The sequence below is a fragment of the Pseudomonas sp. NPDC090201 genome (assembly GCF_044746825.1).
GTDB lineage: Bacteria > Pseudomonadota > Gammaproteobacteria > Pseudomonadales > Pseudomonadaceae > Aquipseudomonas > Aquipseudomonas putida_AD.
In genome coordinates, this window is the sequence record NZ_JBIVCX010000004.1 from 89,239 (window position 1) to 103,749 (window position 14,511).

Annotated in this window: 15 protein-coding genes; 7 read left to right on the forward strand and 8 right to left on the reverse strand. The window is 58.7% G+C overall.

The window, feature by feature from the left end; translation table 11 throughout:
- Positions 1 to 27: 27 nt before the first annotated feature.
- The 6 genes from ACIPOO_RS14460 to ACIPOO_RS14485 form a co-directional block, all read right to left on the reverse strand.
- A complete protein-coding gene (locus tag ACIPOO_RS14460; RefSeq protein WP_400607987.1) occupies positions 28 to 564 on the reverse strand; it encodes a carboxymuconolactone decarboxylase family protein in 537 nt (178 codons plus the stop codon).
- 148 nt (positions 565 to 712) lie between these two features.
- Complete coding sequence (gene rclC / locus ACIPOO_RS14465; RefSeq protein ID WP_400607990.1) at positions 713 to 1,324, reverse strand: reactive chlorine resistance membrane protein RclC; 612 nt, start codon at positions 1,322 to 1,324, stop codon at positions 713 to 715.
- Between the two features lie 276 nt (positions 1,325 to 1,600).
- Entirely contained in the window at positions 1,601 to 1,972 is a 372-nt protein-coding gene (locus ACIPOO_RS14470) for a response regulator transcription factor (protein ID WP_274130426.1), read from the reverse strand.
- A gap of 81 nt (positions 1,973 to 2,053) precedes the next feature.
- Complete coding sequence (locus ACIPOO_RS14475) at positions 2,054 to 2,563, reverse strand: helix-turn-helix domain-containing protein (RefSeq protein ID WP_400607993.1); 510 nt, start codon at positions 2,561 to 2,563, stop codon at positions 2,054 to 2,056.
- Positions 2,564 to 2,682: 119 nt separating this feature from the next.
- Positions 2,683 to 3,342: a response regulator transcription factor gene (locus ACIPOO_RS14480; RefSeq protein ID WP_400607996.1), complete on the reverse strand. Its 660-nt coding sequence runs from the start codon at positions 3,340 to 3,342 to the stop codon at positions 2,683 to 2,685.
- A gap of 248 nt (positions 3,343 to 3,590) precedes the next feature.
- Positions 3,591 to 4,565 (reverse strand): GlxA family transcriptional regulator, encoded by a 975-nt coding sequence (locus ACIPOO_RS14485; protein WP_400607998.1) that lies wholly within the window; start codon positions 4,563 to 4,565, stop codon positions 3,591 to 3,593.
- Positions 4,566 to 4,982: 417 nt separating this feature from the next.
- Here ACIPOO_RS14485 and ACIPOO_RS14490 point away from each other — a divergent pair, with 417 nt between their 5' ends.
- The 3 genes from ACIPOO_RS14490 to ACIPOO_RS14500 all read left to right on the forward strand — a co-directional run bounded on the left by ACIPOO_RS14490 (position 4,983) and on the right by ACIPOO_RS14500 (position 8,710).
- Positions 4,983 to 5,837, forward strand: a complete 855-nt coding sequence (locus ACIPOO_RS14490; protein ID WP_400608001.1) for an alpha/beta fold hydrolase — start codon at positions 4,983 to 4,985, stop codon at positions 5,835 to 5,837.
- 169 nt (positions 5,838 to 6,006) lie between these two features.
- Positions 6,007 to 7,077, forward strand: a complete 1,071-nt coding sequence (locus ACIPOO_RS14495; protein WP_400608004.1) for an alcohol dehydrogenase catalytic domain-containing protein — start codon at positions 6,007 to 6,009, stop codon at positions 7,075 to 7,077.
- A 52-nt stretch (positions 7,078 to 7,129) separates the two neighbouring features.
- Entirely contained in the window at positions 7,130 to 8,710 is a 1,581-nt protein-coding gene (locus ACIPOO_RS14500; RefSeq protein ID WP_400608007.1) for an ATP-binding protein, read from the forward strand.
- 62 nt (positions 8,711 to 8,772) lie between these two features.
- Here the strand turns inward: ACIPOO_RS14500 and ACIPOO_RS14505 are convergent, their stop codons facing one another.
- Together ACIPOO_RS14505 and ACIPOO_RS14510 are read right to left on the reverse strand one after the other, a co-directional pair.
- On the reverse strand, positions 8,773 to 9,594 hold the full coding sequence (locus tag ACIPOO_RS14505; RefSeq protein ID WP_400608010.1) for an alpha/beta fold hydrolase: 822 nt from the start codon (positions 9,592 to 9,594) through the stop codon (positions 8,773 to 8,775).
- A 243-nt stretch (positions 9,595 to 9,837) separates the two neighbouring features.
- Positions 9,838 to 10,149, reverse strand: coding sequence for a hypothetical protein (locus ACIPOO_RS14510; RefSeq protein ID WP_400608013.1), 312 nt, complete (start codon positions 10,147 to 10,149; stop codon positions 9,838 to 9,840).
- A gap of 308 nt (positions 10,150 to 10,457) precedes the next feature.
- Between ACIPOO_RS14510 and ACIPOO_RS14515 the strand changes: the two genes are divergently transcribed.
- The 4 genes from ACIPOO_RS14515 to ACIPOO_RS14530 all read left to right on the forward strand — a co-directional run bounded on the left by ACIPOO_RS14515 (position 10,458) and on the right by ACIPOO_RS14530 (position 14,476).
- Positions 10,458 to 11,345, forward strand: coding sequence for an NAD(P)H-binding protein (locus ACIPOO_RS14515; RefSeq protein WP_400608015.1), 888 nt, complete (start codon positions 10,458 to 10,460; stop codon positions 11,343 to 11,345).
- A gap of 170 nt (positions 11,346 to 11,515) precedes the next feature.
- Positions 11,516 to 12,103 (forward strand): hypothetical protein, encoded by a 588-nt coding sequence (locus ACIPOO_RS14520; RefSeq protein ID WP_400608018.1) that lies wholly within the window; start codon positions 11,516 to 11,518, stop codon positions 12,101 to 12,103.
- A 152-nt stretch (positions 12,104 to 12,255) separates the two neighbouring features.
- Positions 12,256 to 13,107: an N-acyl homoserine lactonase family protein gene (locus ACIPOO_RS14525; RefSeq protein ID WP_400608020.1), complete on the forward strand. Its 852-nt coding sequence runs from the start codon at positions 12,256 to 12,258 to the stop codon at positions 13,105 to 13,107.
- 139 nt (positions 13,108 to 13,246) lie between these two features.
- Positions 13,247 to 14,476: an MFS transporter gene (locus ACIPOO_RS14530; protein ID WP_400608023.1), complete on the forward strand. Its 1,230-nt coding sequence runs from the start codon at positions 13,247 to 13,249 to the stop codon at positions 14,474 to 14,476.
- The last annotated feature ends 35 nt before the right edge of the window (positions 14,477 to 14,511 follow it).

Here is a 14,511-nt window from a genome sequence, read left to right on the forward strand (position 1 = left end):
TGGACGATGACAGCACCGGGTCAGAGGTCACTGAGGCACGGGGAAATCGACCACCGTGTCGTTGATACGGTTGAACACGTTGGTGAAGGTGATCACCGAGATCGCCAACCCGATGTGAACGATTTCTTCGCCGCTGTAGCCTGCGGCCTGCAGTGCCTGGACGTCCTCTTCCGGCAACGTGCCGGGCTTGAGCGCGAGGCTGCGTACGAAGCTGACCAGAAGATCACGCTTGGCATCGCCGGTGGCGTTGCCCTGGCGAATCTGACGCAGGGTCTCCGGGCTCAGGCCTGCCATCTTGCCGACCATGCTGTGGGCGGCGACACAGTAATCGCAACCTGCCAACTCGCTGATGACCAGTTTCACGGTTTCCTGATCCGCCTTGCTCAGCGGACCGCTTGACAGAACCTTGTCTGCCGAGAGCATCGCCGTCAGCGCATGTGGAGCTAACGTCCCCAAAGCAGCGTAAGCATTGGGAACTTTGCCCAGAGTCTGTTTGATACCCGCGTACACTTGAGCGGTAGCGCCGCTGGCTTGATCGGTCGCAATTGCAGTAAAACGTGCCATGGTTGGATCTCCTCGGTATGAAAGTTGATGCCCATAAAATTGTTGTCAAGTTGCAGATGGGCACATTGAACTCAAGACCGCTTCGGTTTGAGTTGTGCACTCCTGCAGTTCACATGTATCGCAGCCCGCTCTACAGATGGTGTGACTGTCAGATTTCTTGCGTAGTTATCAGAGCAGGTGTCGCTCTTTGCTCAAGTAACTGGCGTGCAGAGTCAGCAATCATGACCACTGCCCCAGCGAGCATCAGAACATCTTTTAGTACCAATCTTCCGCCGCCCGACAAATAAGGAAACCCGAACTCGGCATCCCCCATGCTTTGCACCCACGCTTCAGGAGTCGTTATGAGAAAAGATAACGTAACCAACGGGGTCAGAAATGCCAGTACCGACCCGACCATGCCAAGCCTGCGAGAAAAGAGGTAGGACAGCACCAGCAGACCAATGAGGATTTCAACCGTCCCCAATCCGTTGGAAAACGCATAGGTGTGATTGGCGGCCTGCCATTCACGCTTGGCCGGATCTAGCTGACCTTCATGGGTGAGGTGTTCCTTGTACTGGTCCGGGTGCGCATAGAGCAGGGACATCACCGGATTGTTTGCCACGAACGGAGTAATACTATCGGCCTCATAGGGCACGAACTTCAATGCGCCAATCCATAGAAATATAATAGCGACGCCTATGCGAATCAGGTGGATACCGATTTTATCCAGGCGACTGACGCGTAAAAGTAACCCATTCACAACTGATGGTTGATGTTTCATGATGTCCTGCATCCGATAATTGAGTCAGTCAAATGGTACGGCGAAGAAAGCGGGCCGTTATGTGTGATCGGCTCAGTTTTTTGTCCGATGCTCTCAAGCCCATCTAAATCCCACCCGGGAAACATATAGCCCCAAACGAAACACACGCCGGGCTATTTGAACGCTGGTGAACAGGCTAACCGCGCACGCCCACAGCCGACAATTAACCCAAGTAACAGATGCACTAAACCAACGTATAGTCAGTCATGCACTGCCCCATTTCGGGCAGCCCGCGGCTCAGTCGCGAGGCACGATGCGCTGGATGCAATCGATGATGGTCTGCGCGTTGTAAGGTTTGTTCAGGAAGCACACGGCCCCAGCCGCCAGCGCCCGCTTGCGCAGCGACTCTTTGGGGTAAGCGGTGATGAAGATGATCGGGATGGATCGGCCACTGCTGATCAGCGTGCGCTGCAGCTCCAGACCGTCGATGCCAGGCATGTGCACATCGGAAATGAGGCAATCGGTGCTATCGATTTCGCTCGAGGCCAGAAACGCTTCGGCACATGAAAACAGACAAGGCACATAACCCAGTGAGCGCACCAGGCTGCTCAGGGCTAGTCGACACGATGTGTCATCATCGACAATCGAAATACGGGTGACGTTATTCACTTTTATTATCCTGGGCCCACGAACACGAGCATTGAGATGCCACGTACGCCCGCCTGTTGACCGCGACCGCGAGGCAGACGCTCATTCGTTGAATGCATCGCTGAAGACGCCTGCCGCCTGCGCACAATGCTGCAACCGCCAGCGCCTGGGGCTGATTCCATTGAACTGCCTGAAGACCCGGGTGAAATAAGACTGGTCCGAGAACCCACATTCCTGGGCCACGACACAGATCGACAGCTCTCGCGTGCGCAGCAACGCCTGGGCCTTGCGAATCTGTTCTCGTCGAAACCAGTCGTGGGGCGCCAGCCCCGTGGCGTTCTTGAAAGCGCGGGAGAAATGACTGCGCGAGATGGCACAGGCATTGGCGACCTCTTCTATCGAGCACCCTTGAGCCATGAGATCGACCATCAGCTCCTTGGCTTTTTTCACCCGCCAGGGCGCCAGGTTCTCGAGCGTGCGCTTCGCGCCGTTCTGTGTAACCCCTTGGGCGAGCGAGGTGCCGTCCCAGTGCCCGGAGAACGTCACACTGCCCTGTATTACGCTGACGCCGGGCACACTGGGAATCGTTGGCAAACGTTGGTCCTGGGCCATGAAGTCACCTGAAAAGTCGCGATACCGAGCCTTGGGACGTGTCTGCGACGTCAGTCAGGTGGGCAGCAGATAGAGTCGCCCCTCGCGGGGGCGCATGGAGTACGCCTGATGGGGCGATGTCAGTTTTTCGAACCAGACTGCAACAGCTCCAGTTGATGGCCAGCCCGAACCACGTCCGCGATGCTGCGGGCGCCTAGTTTGCGCATCATGTTGGCCCTGTGCAGTTTTACCGTGATCTCGCTGACCGCCAGATCACCTGCGATCTGCTTGTTGAGCCGGCCCTTAACCACCCCCGCCAAGACTTGTTTCTCCCGAGGAGTCAGGCATTCGAAGCGCTGGCGCAGGGCGTCCATCTCAATCTGTTTCTCGACAAACTCAGAGTGGCTGGCCACCGCAACGGCCACGGCGTCGATCAGATCCTGAGAGCGGAATGGCTTGGTAAGAAAATCGGCGGCACCGGCCTTCATGGCTCGCACAGACATGGGGATGTCGCCATGACCGGTCATGAAAATAATCGGCACCCGGTTCTCCGACTCCGCCAACCGCTGCTGCAAATCGAAACCGCTGCTGCCCTGCAGCCTGACGTCCAGAATGAGGCACCCTGCCTTTCGTGCCAGTGGATGGGCGAGCATGTCCTCGGGGCCGGAAAAAGCCCTTGTGTCGTAGCCGACCGACTTCAAAAGGCTGGCGACCGAGCCGCTCAATACCGAGTCGTCATCGACAATCAAGACAACTGGCGCATTCACTTGCGCGGTGCTGGGTGAAGTTAAGTGATACATTCAGCCTCCCTGGCGACAGGGTTCAAGTTGACTGGGTTGATTGTTTCCAACACCCGTTTCTGTATGCCGAATTCGCGACTTGCGCCCCATCTAGCGACACTGTTGATGTCACAGTTCACGCGCACCCTGCAACGACAAAACATTAGCGCAGACGTCAATAATCAACATCTACGCTACTTAGGCTTACGGGCAACACGTCGGTGTGAACTTTGTACCCGCAGGGTGAACGGGTCAATTCATACCTAAGGTTAGGTAGTGCTTGCGGATGAAGCGCAATCTTGTCCGTCCCTGGCATCACGCCTGAGCGATTGCGGGGACACTCCCAACTTGCGGATAAATACCTCGCGCAGGTGGCGCCGGTCGCGAAATCCCGTCTCCCTGGCGATGATTTCCAGTGAATGGTGCCCGCGCTGAATCATGTTCCGGGCAGTTTCAAGGCGTAGTTGCTCCACCGCCTTGGCCGGTGACAAGCCGGTTTCGGCGAGAAAAACCCGCCTGAATTGCCGCTCGCTGAGGTGGACAATCTTCGCCAGGGCGTCGGCGCTCAAATCGCCCGTCAGGTTGGCCCGGGCGTGGTCGAGCGCGGCCTGAACCCGGTCTGAACGGGGCGCGATGTTGAGCATTTCCGAATGCTGGGACTGCCCCCCGGAGCGGCGGTGATACATGACCAGAACCCGCGCGACGCGGTTGGCAATCTCATGCCCCAGGTCCTTTTCGACCATTCCCAGCACCAGGTCCATCGCCGCCGAAAGGCCGGCGGAGGTCCAGATGGAGCCGTCATTGATGAAGATGCTGTCCGGCTCGACCAGAGTGTTCGGGAAGCGCTGCTGGAGCACCCCGGCATAAGCCCAGTGGGTCGTGACGCGCTTACCTTCGAGCAACCCCGCCTCGGCCAGCACGAAAGCGCCGGTGCACATCCCGCCGACTCGCTGGGCGCGGCTGGCGGCGGTCTTGACGAAGTCCAGCTCTTGAACAGTGCTGTCGCGGGCCAGCGGATCCACTATTCCGGACACCATCCAGGTGTCGGCCTGAGACTCGCTGCTGGCCTTGAGGGTGTTGACCGCCGCCCCGATCGAGGAGGTGATCACCCCGCCGGTCAACGAATAGTTGGTGACCTGATAAACCTGTTCCTTGGCCACCACATTGGCAAATTCGAACACTGACTGGGTCCCCAGCGCCATGACCTGAAACCCTTCCGTGAGGAAGTAACCGATTCTGTGCATTTTCACTCCGTCCGGCGTCATGTCCGAAAACATGACCCTAAATGTCGTTTCAATTCCCGTCAACGCGATGCACGATGAGCCAACGACATAAAAACGGACACAGGTGACACGAAAAGAGGATTAAACAGGTCATCGGGCGATGATTACTGTTGCATCCTACGCGCAACTAAGCGAACAGGCCAGCCTGTAACAACCCTTCGACCTACTCTTGTCAATCCCGGTGTAGCGATGATCTGTGGACCAACTAAAAATGCACATACCCAATAGTTTTATGCACTAAGCGAAACGCACGAGAGTCCTATTCACCTTGCGCCCGTGATCGCTGTAATGGCAGTCCAATGATCACACCCATGTTTTATTGGTTGACGTGTTGATCACATCGGTCGTTTAACATTCCATCACAACGAGCACACCGCAATGACTGAACACTCCGTAAGTTCTCATGCAGCGACCCACTACCTTGAAGTGGGCGGCAGAACCCTGGCCTATCGCACTTTTGGACACGGCACCGCCTTGGTACTCTGCGTGCGGTTTCGAGGAACGATGGAGTCCTGGGACCCGGCGTTTCTGGACGGGCTGGCGCAGCAGGGCTTTCAAGTCACGGTCTTCGACTACAGCGGCCTCGGGCGATCGACCGGCGAGCGGACATATAACCCTGCCTCGCTGGCCAAGGACACCATCGAGCTGATCACGGCCCTGAAGTTAGGCAAGGTGGTCCTGGGAGGCTGGTCGATCGGCGGCGTCGCCGCACAGATTGTCCTCGCCCAGGCGCCCCAGTTGGTCAGCCATCTGGTGCTGATCGCAACCACCCCTCCGGGCCTTCTGGCCAAGCCCGGGGAACAGCTGTTCTACGAGCTGGCCAAGCGCGACAACACCTTTGAAGACTTTGTCAGCCTGTTCTTCGAACCCGCCTCGCCCTCCAGCAGGGCCGCCGCTGAGCGTTCATGGAGCCGGCTGGCGTCCAGACGCGAAGACCCAAGCCCGGAAGTCCCTTACGAGTGGGCCGCCGCGCAACTGGGCGAAGGCCCCAAGAACCCCGTGTTCCCGGTCGAAGCCGTGTTGCACGTTTTGAAAAATACCGAGGTACCCGTGTTGCACCTAGGTGCCGATCACGACATCGCCTTCCCCGTCGAGAACTGGTACGCCTTGAGCGACAAGTTGCCGACGCTGCATATCGTCACCTTCCCCGGTTCCGGCCACGGCCCGCAGCTCCAATACCCGCGCACGGCGGCCAAGCACATTGCCGCATTCGTCGAGGCTGCCCACGACTGACCTCTGATCGCCCGGGCCAGCGTTCGCGTCACTGCAACGCGGGCCCACCCTGATTCATCGATAGCAACGGACTGCTCTTCTCGCCAGAGCCGCGCCACAAACGTCCTGCTCCGAGCGGGCGCGAGCGCTGCGGTGTGCCTGTTCGATACCCTCCTGACCAAGGTGACTTATGACAAACCCTACAATGTATCGCGCCGTCGTGGCGACCGCCCCCGGCAAACTGGAACTGGTGGAGCGCCCTATCACGGAGCCCGGCCACGGCCAGGTGCGAATCCAGGTTGAAGCCTGCGGCGTCTGCCACTCTGACAGCGCAACCGTGGAAGGCTTCGCAGGCGTACCGTTTCCTCGTGTGCCGGGGCATGAAGTCGTTGGACGCATCGACGCCATCGGCGCCGGCGTACAGGGCTGGACTCTTGGCCAGCGAGTGGGTGTGGGCTTTCTGGCGGGCGAAGACGGCACTTGTCCGTCGTGCCGCCAGGGTGATCCAGTGACCTGCCAGAACCCGGTGATCAGCGGCATGACCGTAGACGGTGGCTACGCCGAGGTCATGATCGCCGAAGCGCGGGGCCTGGTGCGGGTACCTGAGGCGCTGGACGCCGTTCAGGCCGCTCCCCTGCTCTGCGCAGGCCTGACCACCTTCAACGCTTTGCGCAACTCCGGCGCGCAAGCCGGTGACGTGGTGGCGATTCATGGCCTGGGTGGGCTTGGCCATCTGGGTGTGCAGTTCGCCCGCAAGATGGGGTTCCACACCGTGGTCATCGCCCGAGGCGCCAGCAAGGCCGAAATGGCGCTGTCGCTGGGGGCTCATCGCTACATCGACGCCACGGAAGAAAACGTCGCAGAAGTCTTGCGTTCAATGGGTGGCGCCAAAGTCGTACTCGGTACTGCGCCAACCGCACAAGGCATGGCAGAAACCATCCCTGGCCTGTCGGCACGGGGCCAACTGGTGGTGGTCGCGGTACCCGGCGAACCGCTCTCGGTAAACGCCACGGACCTGATTTTCGGCGCCCGCTCCGTCACCGGTGCCCTGACCGGTACCGTAATCGACAACGAGCAGACCCTGGCTTTCGCCAGCCTCCAGGGCATCGAGGCGATGGTCGAGACCTTCCCCCTTGAGCAGGCGCAGGAAGCCTACGACCGGATGATGCGTGCGGACGTCCGCTTGCGTGCGGTTCTGGCGATGGGAACTCCAGAGCGCCTCGGTGCCCTGGCTGACCGGCCTGTTCAACAACGCCCATGAACACCTCGCCGCATGTCGCAGGGGTGAGTGAACGTGCATGGAGGGCCGACTGGTGACTCAACCCATCACGCGCGCGGAGGCCGAGGTGTTCGAGCGCTTCCATGACGCCGTGTTCGTGCGCGACATGGAGGGCAAGATCTGCTTCTGGAACTCGGCGTCGGCCGCGCTCTACGGCTGGCCCTCACACACCGCGCTGGGCGCCCACGCCCGGACACTGCTCAAATGCAGACACGAACGCGAAGGGCACGACACGGCGGATGACCGGCTGATGGCAAACGGTTACTGGGAAGGCGAGCTCTCCCGGCTTACGGGCTCGGGGACACGTCGATTAGTGAATGCCCGCTGGTCGCTGCGTCGAGATGCTGCCGGTCATCCCGTAGGCATCCTGGAAACCGGCTATGACATCTCGCTGGCCAAAGAAACCGAACAGCATCTGAAGGCCAGCGAGTACCGCTATCGCAACCTGTTTCAAGCCATGGCGGCGTCGTTCTGGGAGCTGGACTTCACCGCTGTCGGCCCCAAAATCCGCACCCTGCTCGACGCCGGGGTGCGCAACCTGGAGGCGCATTTTCTGGCTCACCCCGAGGTGGTGCGCGACTTCATGCGCAGCACTCAGGTGGTGGACCTGAACGATCACAGCATCCGCCTGTTCGGTCGCGGTGATCGTAGCGAGATGCTCGGAAACATCGACCGTTACTGGCCCGACGAGAGTATCCAGGTGTACGCCCGTTGCGTTGTCAAATCCCTCGCGGGGCACCCCAACAACATCGAAGTCACGCGCCTGAGAACCCTTGAAGGCAAAGAATTCGAGTGCCTGTTCACGGCCTGTTTTTCCAGGGAGAACATCGCGCGCGGGGTAATCCTGATCGGCATCATCGATCTGTCTGAACTGGCTGCAGCCCGCCACGCCCTGGAGATCATGCAGACGGAGCTTGCACATGTGGCACGCATCTCGATCCTGGGTGAACTGAGCGCGTCCATCACCCACGAGATCAATCAACCCCTGACGTCCATTTCTACCTATGCCCAGGCTGCTTTGCGCTGGTTACGGCGACCCGAGCCTGACTTGAAAGAAGTGGAGATTGCCTTGACGCAGATCGTCGATGAGGCGCAGCGCACCGACGACGTCATCACGCGTATTCGTGGCATGGCGCTGCGCCGACCGGCCGAAGAATCAGACGTGGCGATCAACGACGTCATCCAGGACTCGCTGCAATTCACCGACCACGAGCTGCGCAAGCATGCCGTGCGGCTGACCACTGACCTGGCGGTCTCATTGCCGGCGGTGCGCGCCGACCGGGTGCTGCTGCAACAAGTGATCGTCAACCTGCTGATGAATGCCGCACAGGCAATGGCGTCTGCCGATTCCCCTTCAAGGGAGCTGACTATACGCAGCGAACACCTGCCCAGCGGTGAAATCAGGCTTCAGGTACTCGACAGCGGCCCAGGCATCGCGCCGGGGCTGGAGGGCAGGCTGTTCGACAGTTTCTTCACCACCAAGGCCACCGGGATGGGCATGGGGCTGCCGATATGCCGTTCAATCGTGGAGGCTGCGGGCGGGTTGATCCAACTGGCGAACAGGGATGACGGCCAGACGGGGGCCAAGGTGACTCTCACGCTGCCCGCATTGTGACGACAGCGGTTCAGGCCACGGCAAAGGGCCCTTCACTGTGTGGCAATGAAGGGCCTTGCGCATCAGGCCTTGATAAAGGCCAGAAGATCCTCGTTGATGATTTCCGGATGCGTCGTGCACATGCCGTGTGGGTAGCCTTTATAGACTTTCAGCGTGCCGTTTTTCAAAAGCTTGATCGAAAGCTCCGCCGAGTCAGCAATCGGGACAATCTGGTCGTCATCGCCGTGCAGGACCAGCACCGGCACCGTGATTTTTTTCAGGTCCTCGGTGAAGTCAGTTTCCGAAAACGCCTTAATGCAGTCGTAGTGGGCTTTGGCGCCGCCCATCATGCCCTGACGCCACCAGTTTTCCTTGATGCCCTCGGACACCTTCGCGCCTTCCCGGTTGTAACCATAGAACGGCACCGGCACGTCCTTGTAAAACTGCGCACGGTTGGCGGCGAGTGCTGACCGGAACCCGTCAAAGACGTCGATCGGCAGACCGCCAGGGTTCTTCGCCGACTTGACCATGATCGGCGGCACAGCGCCAATCAACACCGCCTTGGCCACCCGACCCGCGCCATGTTGAGCGACGTAGCGCGCTACCTCGCCGCCACCGGTTGAGTGACCGATGTGTACGGCATTCTTCAATTTGAGATGCGTGACCAGCGCAGCGACGTCTGCCGCGTAAGTGTCCATGTCGTTGCCCGTGGAGGTCTGGGTCGAGCGCCCATGACCGCGACGGTCGTGGGCAATGACCCGATAGCCTTTGGAGACGAAGAACAGCATCTGCGCATCCCAGTCATCGGCGCTGAGCGGCCAGCCATGATGAAACACGATCGGCTGGCCCGTGCCCCAGTCCTTGTAGAAAATTTCCGTGCCGTCAGGGGTGGTGAAGCTCGTCATGTCGTTATGTCCTTGTCTGGAAGTCGCAGCCGTGGCGGCCTGGGCGCTGGTTGCGCCCATGACCATAGCTGAAAGTGAACCTGCAGCCAGCGCCGTCGCGCCGACCTTGAGCACCTGCCTGCGTGAGCTCGATGGTGTGTTGGGAGTGTCAGACACAGTCGTTACCTCTCTTGGGTCGTAAACGAAAGTCATCAGGGGTGGGCGCCAACAGTGCCCAACCCAAGGTCAGGAATATTGATAGGTTCAGCTGTGCGAAGCGCCAGCACTGCCGGCGTCGCAGACTTGTATGGAGAGCAAAGCGTCATGGGCCATCAGCGTGTCGAAGGCAGGTTGGAACAGATACTCGAAACTGGCTCGCATCGCATCGATGGAATTCCAGGCGCAGTGAATGGCCCAACGCCCCACAGGGCGCTCAGCGGTATCCAGTTGGCAGCACACACAACCATCGGAGGCTTTCAGACGTGCAACCGACTCCAGCATCAGGTGCCCACAGGTGTGGGAGAAACACTCGCGGGTATGAATCAGAACGACTTTTTCCAACATGTCGGTGTTCATGGGATTCCCCGATAAATGGCCAGTGCCGAGTCATCAAGGCGCCAGACGGCAGCGCAAGGAAAATGCTCGAACTGGTTCGTATGATCTTGCGCGCGAGAGCGGTGCGCCATTATCGGTTCGCATAGGCAACCCACACCTTGGTATGGCGTATGTACAGGGCATGTCGCCCACTCGCAGGCCTCACATCGAGGCCGTACGCGACTGAAATCCGAGCAGGCGCATGGCAGGAATCACGACGCTTTTCGTCGTTTTATTTTCAAATCCCCAACGGCACGATGTGGCGGACCTCCTCCTGGGAAATCGCCGCCATGACTGTTTCACCGTCCAACCTCCGCGCCGCACACACGCCTCGCATCGCCATTTCGGGCGCCACCGGCCGGGTCGGTGCGCAGTTAATCAATAGTCTGATCAACGACCCTGTCGACCTCCTCGCTCTAACGCGAACGCCGGCCAAAACCCGGTTTCCATCCAGAGTCGACGTGGCGAGCATTGACTTCGACCAGCCGGACACACTGCCCCAGGCACTTGATGGCGTCGACACGCTGTTCCTGGCACATGGCACTTCAGACCGCCAGGTCGGCAATGAAACTGCACTGATTGACGCGGCTGTCGTGGCAGGCGTGACACATATCGTCAAGCTCTCGGCGATGGGGCCGGCGACACCGCTCAACCCATTCGCCTGGCACATGCGCATCGAGGCCCATCTGGCGATCCAGCCTGTGGCATCTACCGTGCTACGGCCCACGGCCTTCGCTGACGTACTCAAACGCGCCGGGGCTCAGGTGGCGAATGGAACCTGGGGCGGATCGGCAGGCAACGGAGCAGTCAACTTCATCGACACCCGGGATGTCGCGCAGGCCACGAGGGTCGCCTTGCTCGAAGAGGTCAGCACGCGCTCCCAACGGGCTTATCACCTGACAGGGCCTCGCGCCTGGACGATGCAAGAAATTGCCGCCGAGCTCACGCGCCTGCTGCAGCGGCCGGTTGCTTACCATCAGCGCTCTGCCACCGAACATCGCGCACTATTGCTCAGCGAGGGCGCGTCTGTGCTGATGGCCGATCTTCTGACCGGTATGGACTTGATGTATCACGAGTCGGCGCTGTCGGAGATCACCTTGACGGTCGAGCAGATGACCGGCAAACCGTCCCGTTCATTATCTGACTGGTTGATCGAGCACATCAGCGTGTTCCGCTGATGCTTTGTAATTCAGTGACGAACGTCGTGCAGGCTGGGCAGCAATCCTTTTACACCAAGGTATAGCTGAGCTGTATTCAGGTAGGAGTGAGGCCCGAAGCAAACTGACTTATCGTTTTCCCCACGCCAGATTTCGATCAACGCTTACATCGATTGTGAGGGCCATTCGTCATGAACAGTTGGAACACTCGTCAGCCAAGCGACTCTCTCGGTCTTATGGCCACCCGACATGCCACGCTGGATTCGGCCCAGACCTGCGAACGCATCGCACTGCTGGAGTTGCTACAGCAACACCTGACGACCACCGTCCAGTTGCACCAGTATGTCCACAGGCTGGAAATCAGACTGCGCAATGTGAGCTTTGTCGACGTCCGGGAGTTATTCCATCGCATTGGCGTTGCCACCGACCATTGCTCGGCGTTTCTCGATGAGCGGATTCGCGACATGGGCGGCGCGATGCAACTGCAACGGCAGATCGTCAACGCGCTGAGGCTGGATCAGGACGATCGCTGGTACGAATTGAGTTTTGCAGCCTGCATCGATCAGATCATCCAACGCACACATGCTTTGATGGCGTTTTCAGCTCAGGCCAAAAGATTAATGGATCGCGCCGTCATCAGTGGCGATTACAACAGCCTGCATGTCATGACCGACTGTATTTATCAAATCAGCCAACTGGTGGCGTTGATCCAGATCCATATTCCCCTGGAGCCGCTGGCAATGGCCAAGCAGGCTTCGGCCTCCTCGCAATTAGCGTGAACCTCTACGCCCCGTATTCAGCCAGCTAGCCAATCCCATACGAACGTATAGATCCATCTATGCCAGGCGATGATGGTAGCCATTTACGGTCTGCCGGATGCTGAGAGACAAGCAACGACTGATCAACATCCTGAAGATCCGGGAGATAAATGATGAATCGCTTCTTGTCGACACTTACGGCTGGCACGCTTTTCCTGCTTGCCGCAGGGCATACGTTCGCGGCAACTCCAGAGGTCAAGATGTACCGTCTCGATTGCGGTCAGATGACCCTTGGTGACAAATCGATGATGTCCGATACGGGCCTGTACAAAGGGCAGTCGTACGACATTGTCATGTCCTGCTATCTGATCAAGCACGGCAGCGACTGGATGCTGTGGGATGCGGGGTTGCCTGAGAAATATCTGGCAGGTCCACTGACCGAAGGCTCCTTCACGACCAAGCTGAATCGTACCGTGATCGATCAGATTGCTGAGCTGGGGCTGCGTCCGGACGACATCAGATACGTCGCCGTATCGCATGCTCATTTTGATCATTCCGGGCAAGTGAATGACTTTCCCAACGCGACGTTGATCATCCAGCGCGCAGAGCTGGAAGCGATGAAGGATACGAAAAAAGCTTCCGAGCACTACATCATGGCGGATCTGTTCAGCGCGCATCTTTCGGGAGACAAGCTGGAGCGTGTCCGGGTCATTGATGGCGATGTCGACCTTTTCGGCGACGGAACCATGAAAACGATCCAGACTCCTGGGCACACGCCCGGCAGCATGGCACTGCTGCTCAATTTAAAGAAAGCCGGCCCTTACATTCTTTCTGGTGACCAGTGGCACTTCACCGAAAACCATGAACGCCATCAAGTGCCTGTCTGGAATTACGATCATGATCAAACGATGACGTCAGGCAAGAAACTTGACGACATCATCGCCAAGACCCACGCCACCCTGGTTATTCAGCACGAGCCTGTAGACAACCAGAAACTGCCAAAGCCCCCTCTGTTTCTCGATTGAATCACGCTGTTCTGCAGTAAAGCTGCCGATCGCTCGACGTATCAACAGCCGTAAAGCTTGAGTGCCTGTTATCCCCCATTAGTCAGTGGCCGTTATATGCCCTCACTCATGGGGGAGGCTACGTTTGGAACACCCTCACATGAATGCTTACTCCCCTGGCCAACCAACCTCACTGACTTTCAAAAGTTCGATCACGCAAGGAATCAAGATGAGCATCGATCAGCCCACAACCAGAGCGCTGCGGATGTTGAGTGTCGCCTACTTTGTTCAAGCCGTTGGAGCGCTCTCCGTGATCGGCAGCCTTGCGCCGATAGAGCGAGAATGGAATCTGGACAATACGGCAAGCGCGTACCTCATGACGGTCTTCGGCGTGACGTTTGCGCTGGCGGCGCCGTTGCTTCAGGTACTTCTGGGGCACGTTCGCAGGCAACGTCAGGTTTTGCTCGGTCTATGCGTTTTTGGCCTCGGCGCGCTGATATTCGCTGCTGCTCCCAGTTACACGGTGTTGGTCATCGCCAGGGTCATCATGGGTTTGGGTGCAGCTTTCATCGGCCCGGTCCTGGCAGCGCTCGGCTCAAGTCTGGTCAGTAGCGAGCGTCAGGGAAGCGCGATTGCCATGGTCCTTTTAGGGCTGAGCGTTGCAGGACTGGTCGGCATTCCCCTGTCGAGTTGGATTGCCTATCAAGTGGGCGTTCGCAGCCTTTTTACCGGTATTGGTGTTACCGCATTGATAACTGCACTGCTGATTGCCTGGCAGGTCCCGAACAGGACCGAGGGTCAACGGGTGGCGTTTGTCACGCTTATACGCATGCTGACCCACATGCATTCACTGAGCGTGTTTGGAGTCGCATTCTTTGCAACCGCAGCGGTGTACACGACATATACATTCATTGCTCCGGTTGTACAGGACGTCTATAGCGGAAGTTCTGATGATGTTTCCGTAGCTCTGTTGGTGCTGGGTATTGCAGGCGTGCTGGGCAATCTGCTGGTTACCCGCCTGGCAGCACGTTACAGCGCTGACCGCTTGCTGATAACCAGCATGGGAGTACTGGCCATCCTGATGCTGCTTCTGGGCGTGGGGCCTCATGCGCTGGGCTGGTTCTTCGCGGCACTCATCGTCTGGGCCATCGCAACAGACGTCATATGGCCGTCACAACAGCGCAGAGTCATCGAGCATTTGGCAGCACACCGAGGGGCCGCTTTGGCGCTGACAGCTGCGTTTGTGTTCTGCGGTATCGGTGCAGGCGCTGCGCTAGCCGGATGGGCTTACCCTGCCAGGGGCTTCACCGGTTTACTGGCCACGAGCATCTGTTTGTTGATTCTGGCGAGCGTCTGCTTACTCATCTCCGCGAAAACGCACCGTCGATAAGTTTCTGCGGCCAACCAGAGGAGGTCGAGGCGCTC

Excerpts from the sequence above, each read along its gene's own strand:
- ACIPOO_RS14460 (WP_400607987.1), bottom strand. The coding sequence starts at position 564 with ATGGCACGTTTTACTGCAATTGCGACCGATCAAGCCAGCGGCGCTACC.
- rclC (WP_400607990.1), bottom strand. The coding sequence starts at position 1,324 with ATGAAACATCAACCATCAGTTGTGAATGGGTTACTTTTACGCGTCAGT.
- ACIPOO_RS14475 (WP_400607993.1), bottom strand. The coding sequence starts at position 2,563 with ATGGCCCAGGACCAACGTTTGCCAACGATTCCCAGTGTGCCCGGCGTC.
- ACIPOO_RS14480 (WP_400607996.1), bottom strand. The coding sequence starts at position 3,342 with ATGTATCACTTAACTTCACCCAGCACCGCGCAAGTGAATGCGCCAGTT.
- ACIPOO_RS14485 (WP_400607998.1), bottom strand. The coding sequence starts at position 4,565 with ATGCACAGAATCGGTTACTTCCTCACGGAAGGGTTTCAGGTCATGGCG.
- ACIPOO_RS14490 (WP_400608001.1), top strand. The coding sequence starts at position 4,983 with ATGACTGAACACTCCGTAAGTTCTCATGCAGCGACCCACTACCTTGAA.
- ACIPOO_RS14495 (WP_400608004.1), top strand. The coding sequence starts at position 6,007 with ATGACAAACCCTACAATGTATCGCGCCGTCGTGGCGACCGCCCCCGGC.
- ACIPOO_RS14505 (WP_400608010.1), bottom strand. The coding sequence starts at position 9,594 with ATGACGAGCTTCACCACCCCTGACGGCACGGAAATTTTCTACAAGGAC.
- ACIPOO_RS14510 (WP_400608013.1), bottom strand. The coding sequence starts at position 10,149 with ATGAACACCGACATGTTGGAAAAAGTCGTTCTGATTCATACCCGCGAG.
- ACIPOO_RS14515 (WP_400608015.1), top strand. The coding sequence starts at position 10,458 with ATGACTGTTTCACCGTCCAACCTCCGCGCCGCACACACGCCTCGCATC.
- ACIPOO_RS14520 (WP_400608018.1), top strand. The coding sequence starts at position 11,516 with ATGAACAGTTGGAACACTCGTCAGCCAAGCGACTCTCTCGGTCTTATG.
- ACIPOO_RS14525 (WP_400608020.1), top strand. The coding sequence starts at position 12,256 with ATGAATCGCTTCTTGTCGACACTTACGGCTGGCACGCTTTTCCTGCTT.
- ACIPOO_RS14530 (WP_400608023.1), top strand. The coding sequence starts at position 13,247 with ATGAATGCTTACTCCCCTGGCCAACCAACCTCACTGACTTTCAAAAGT.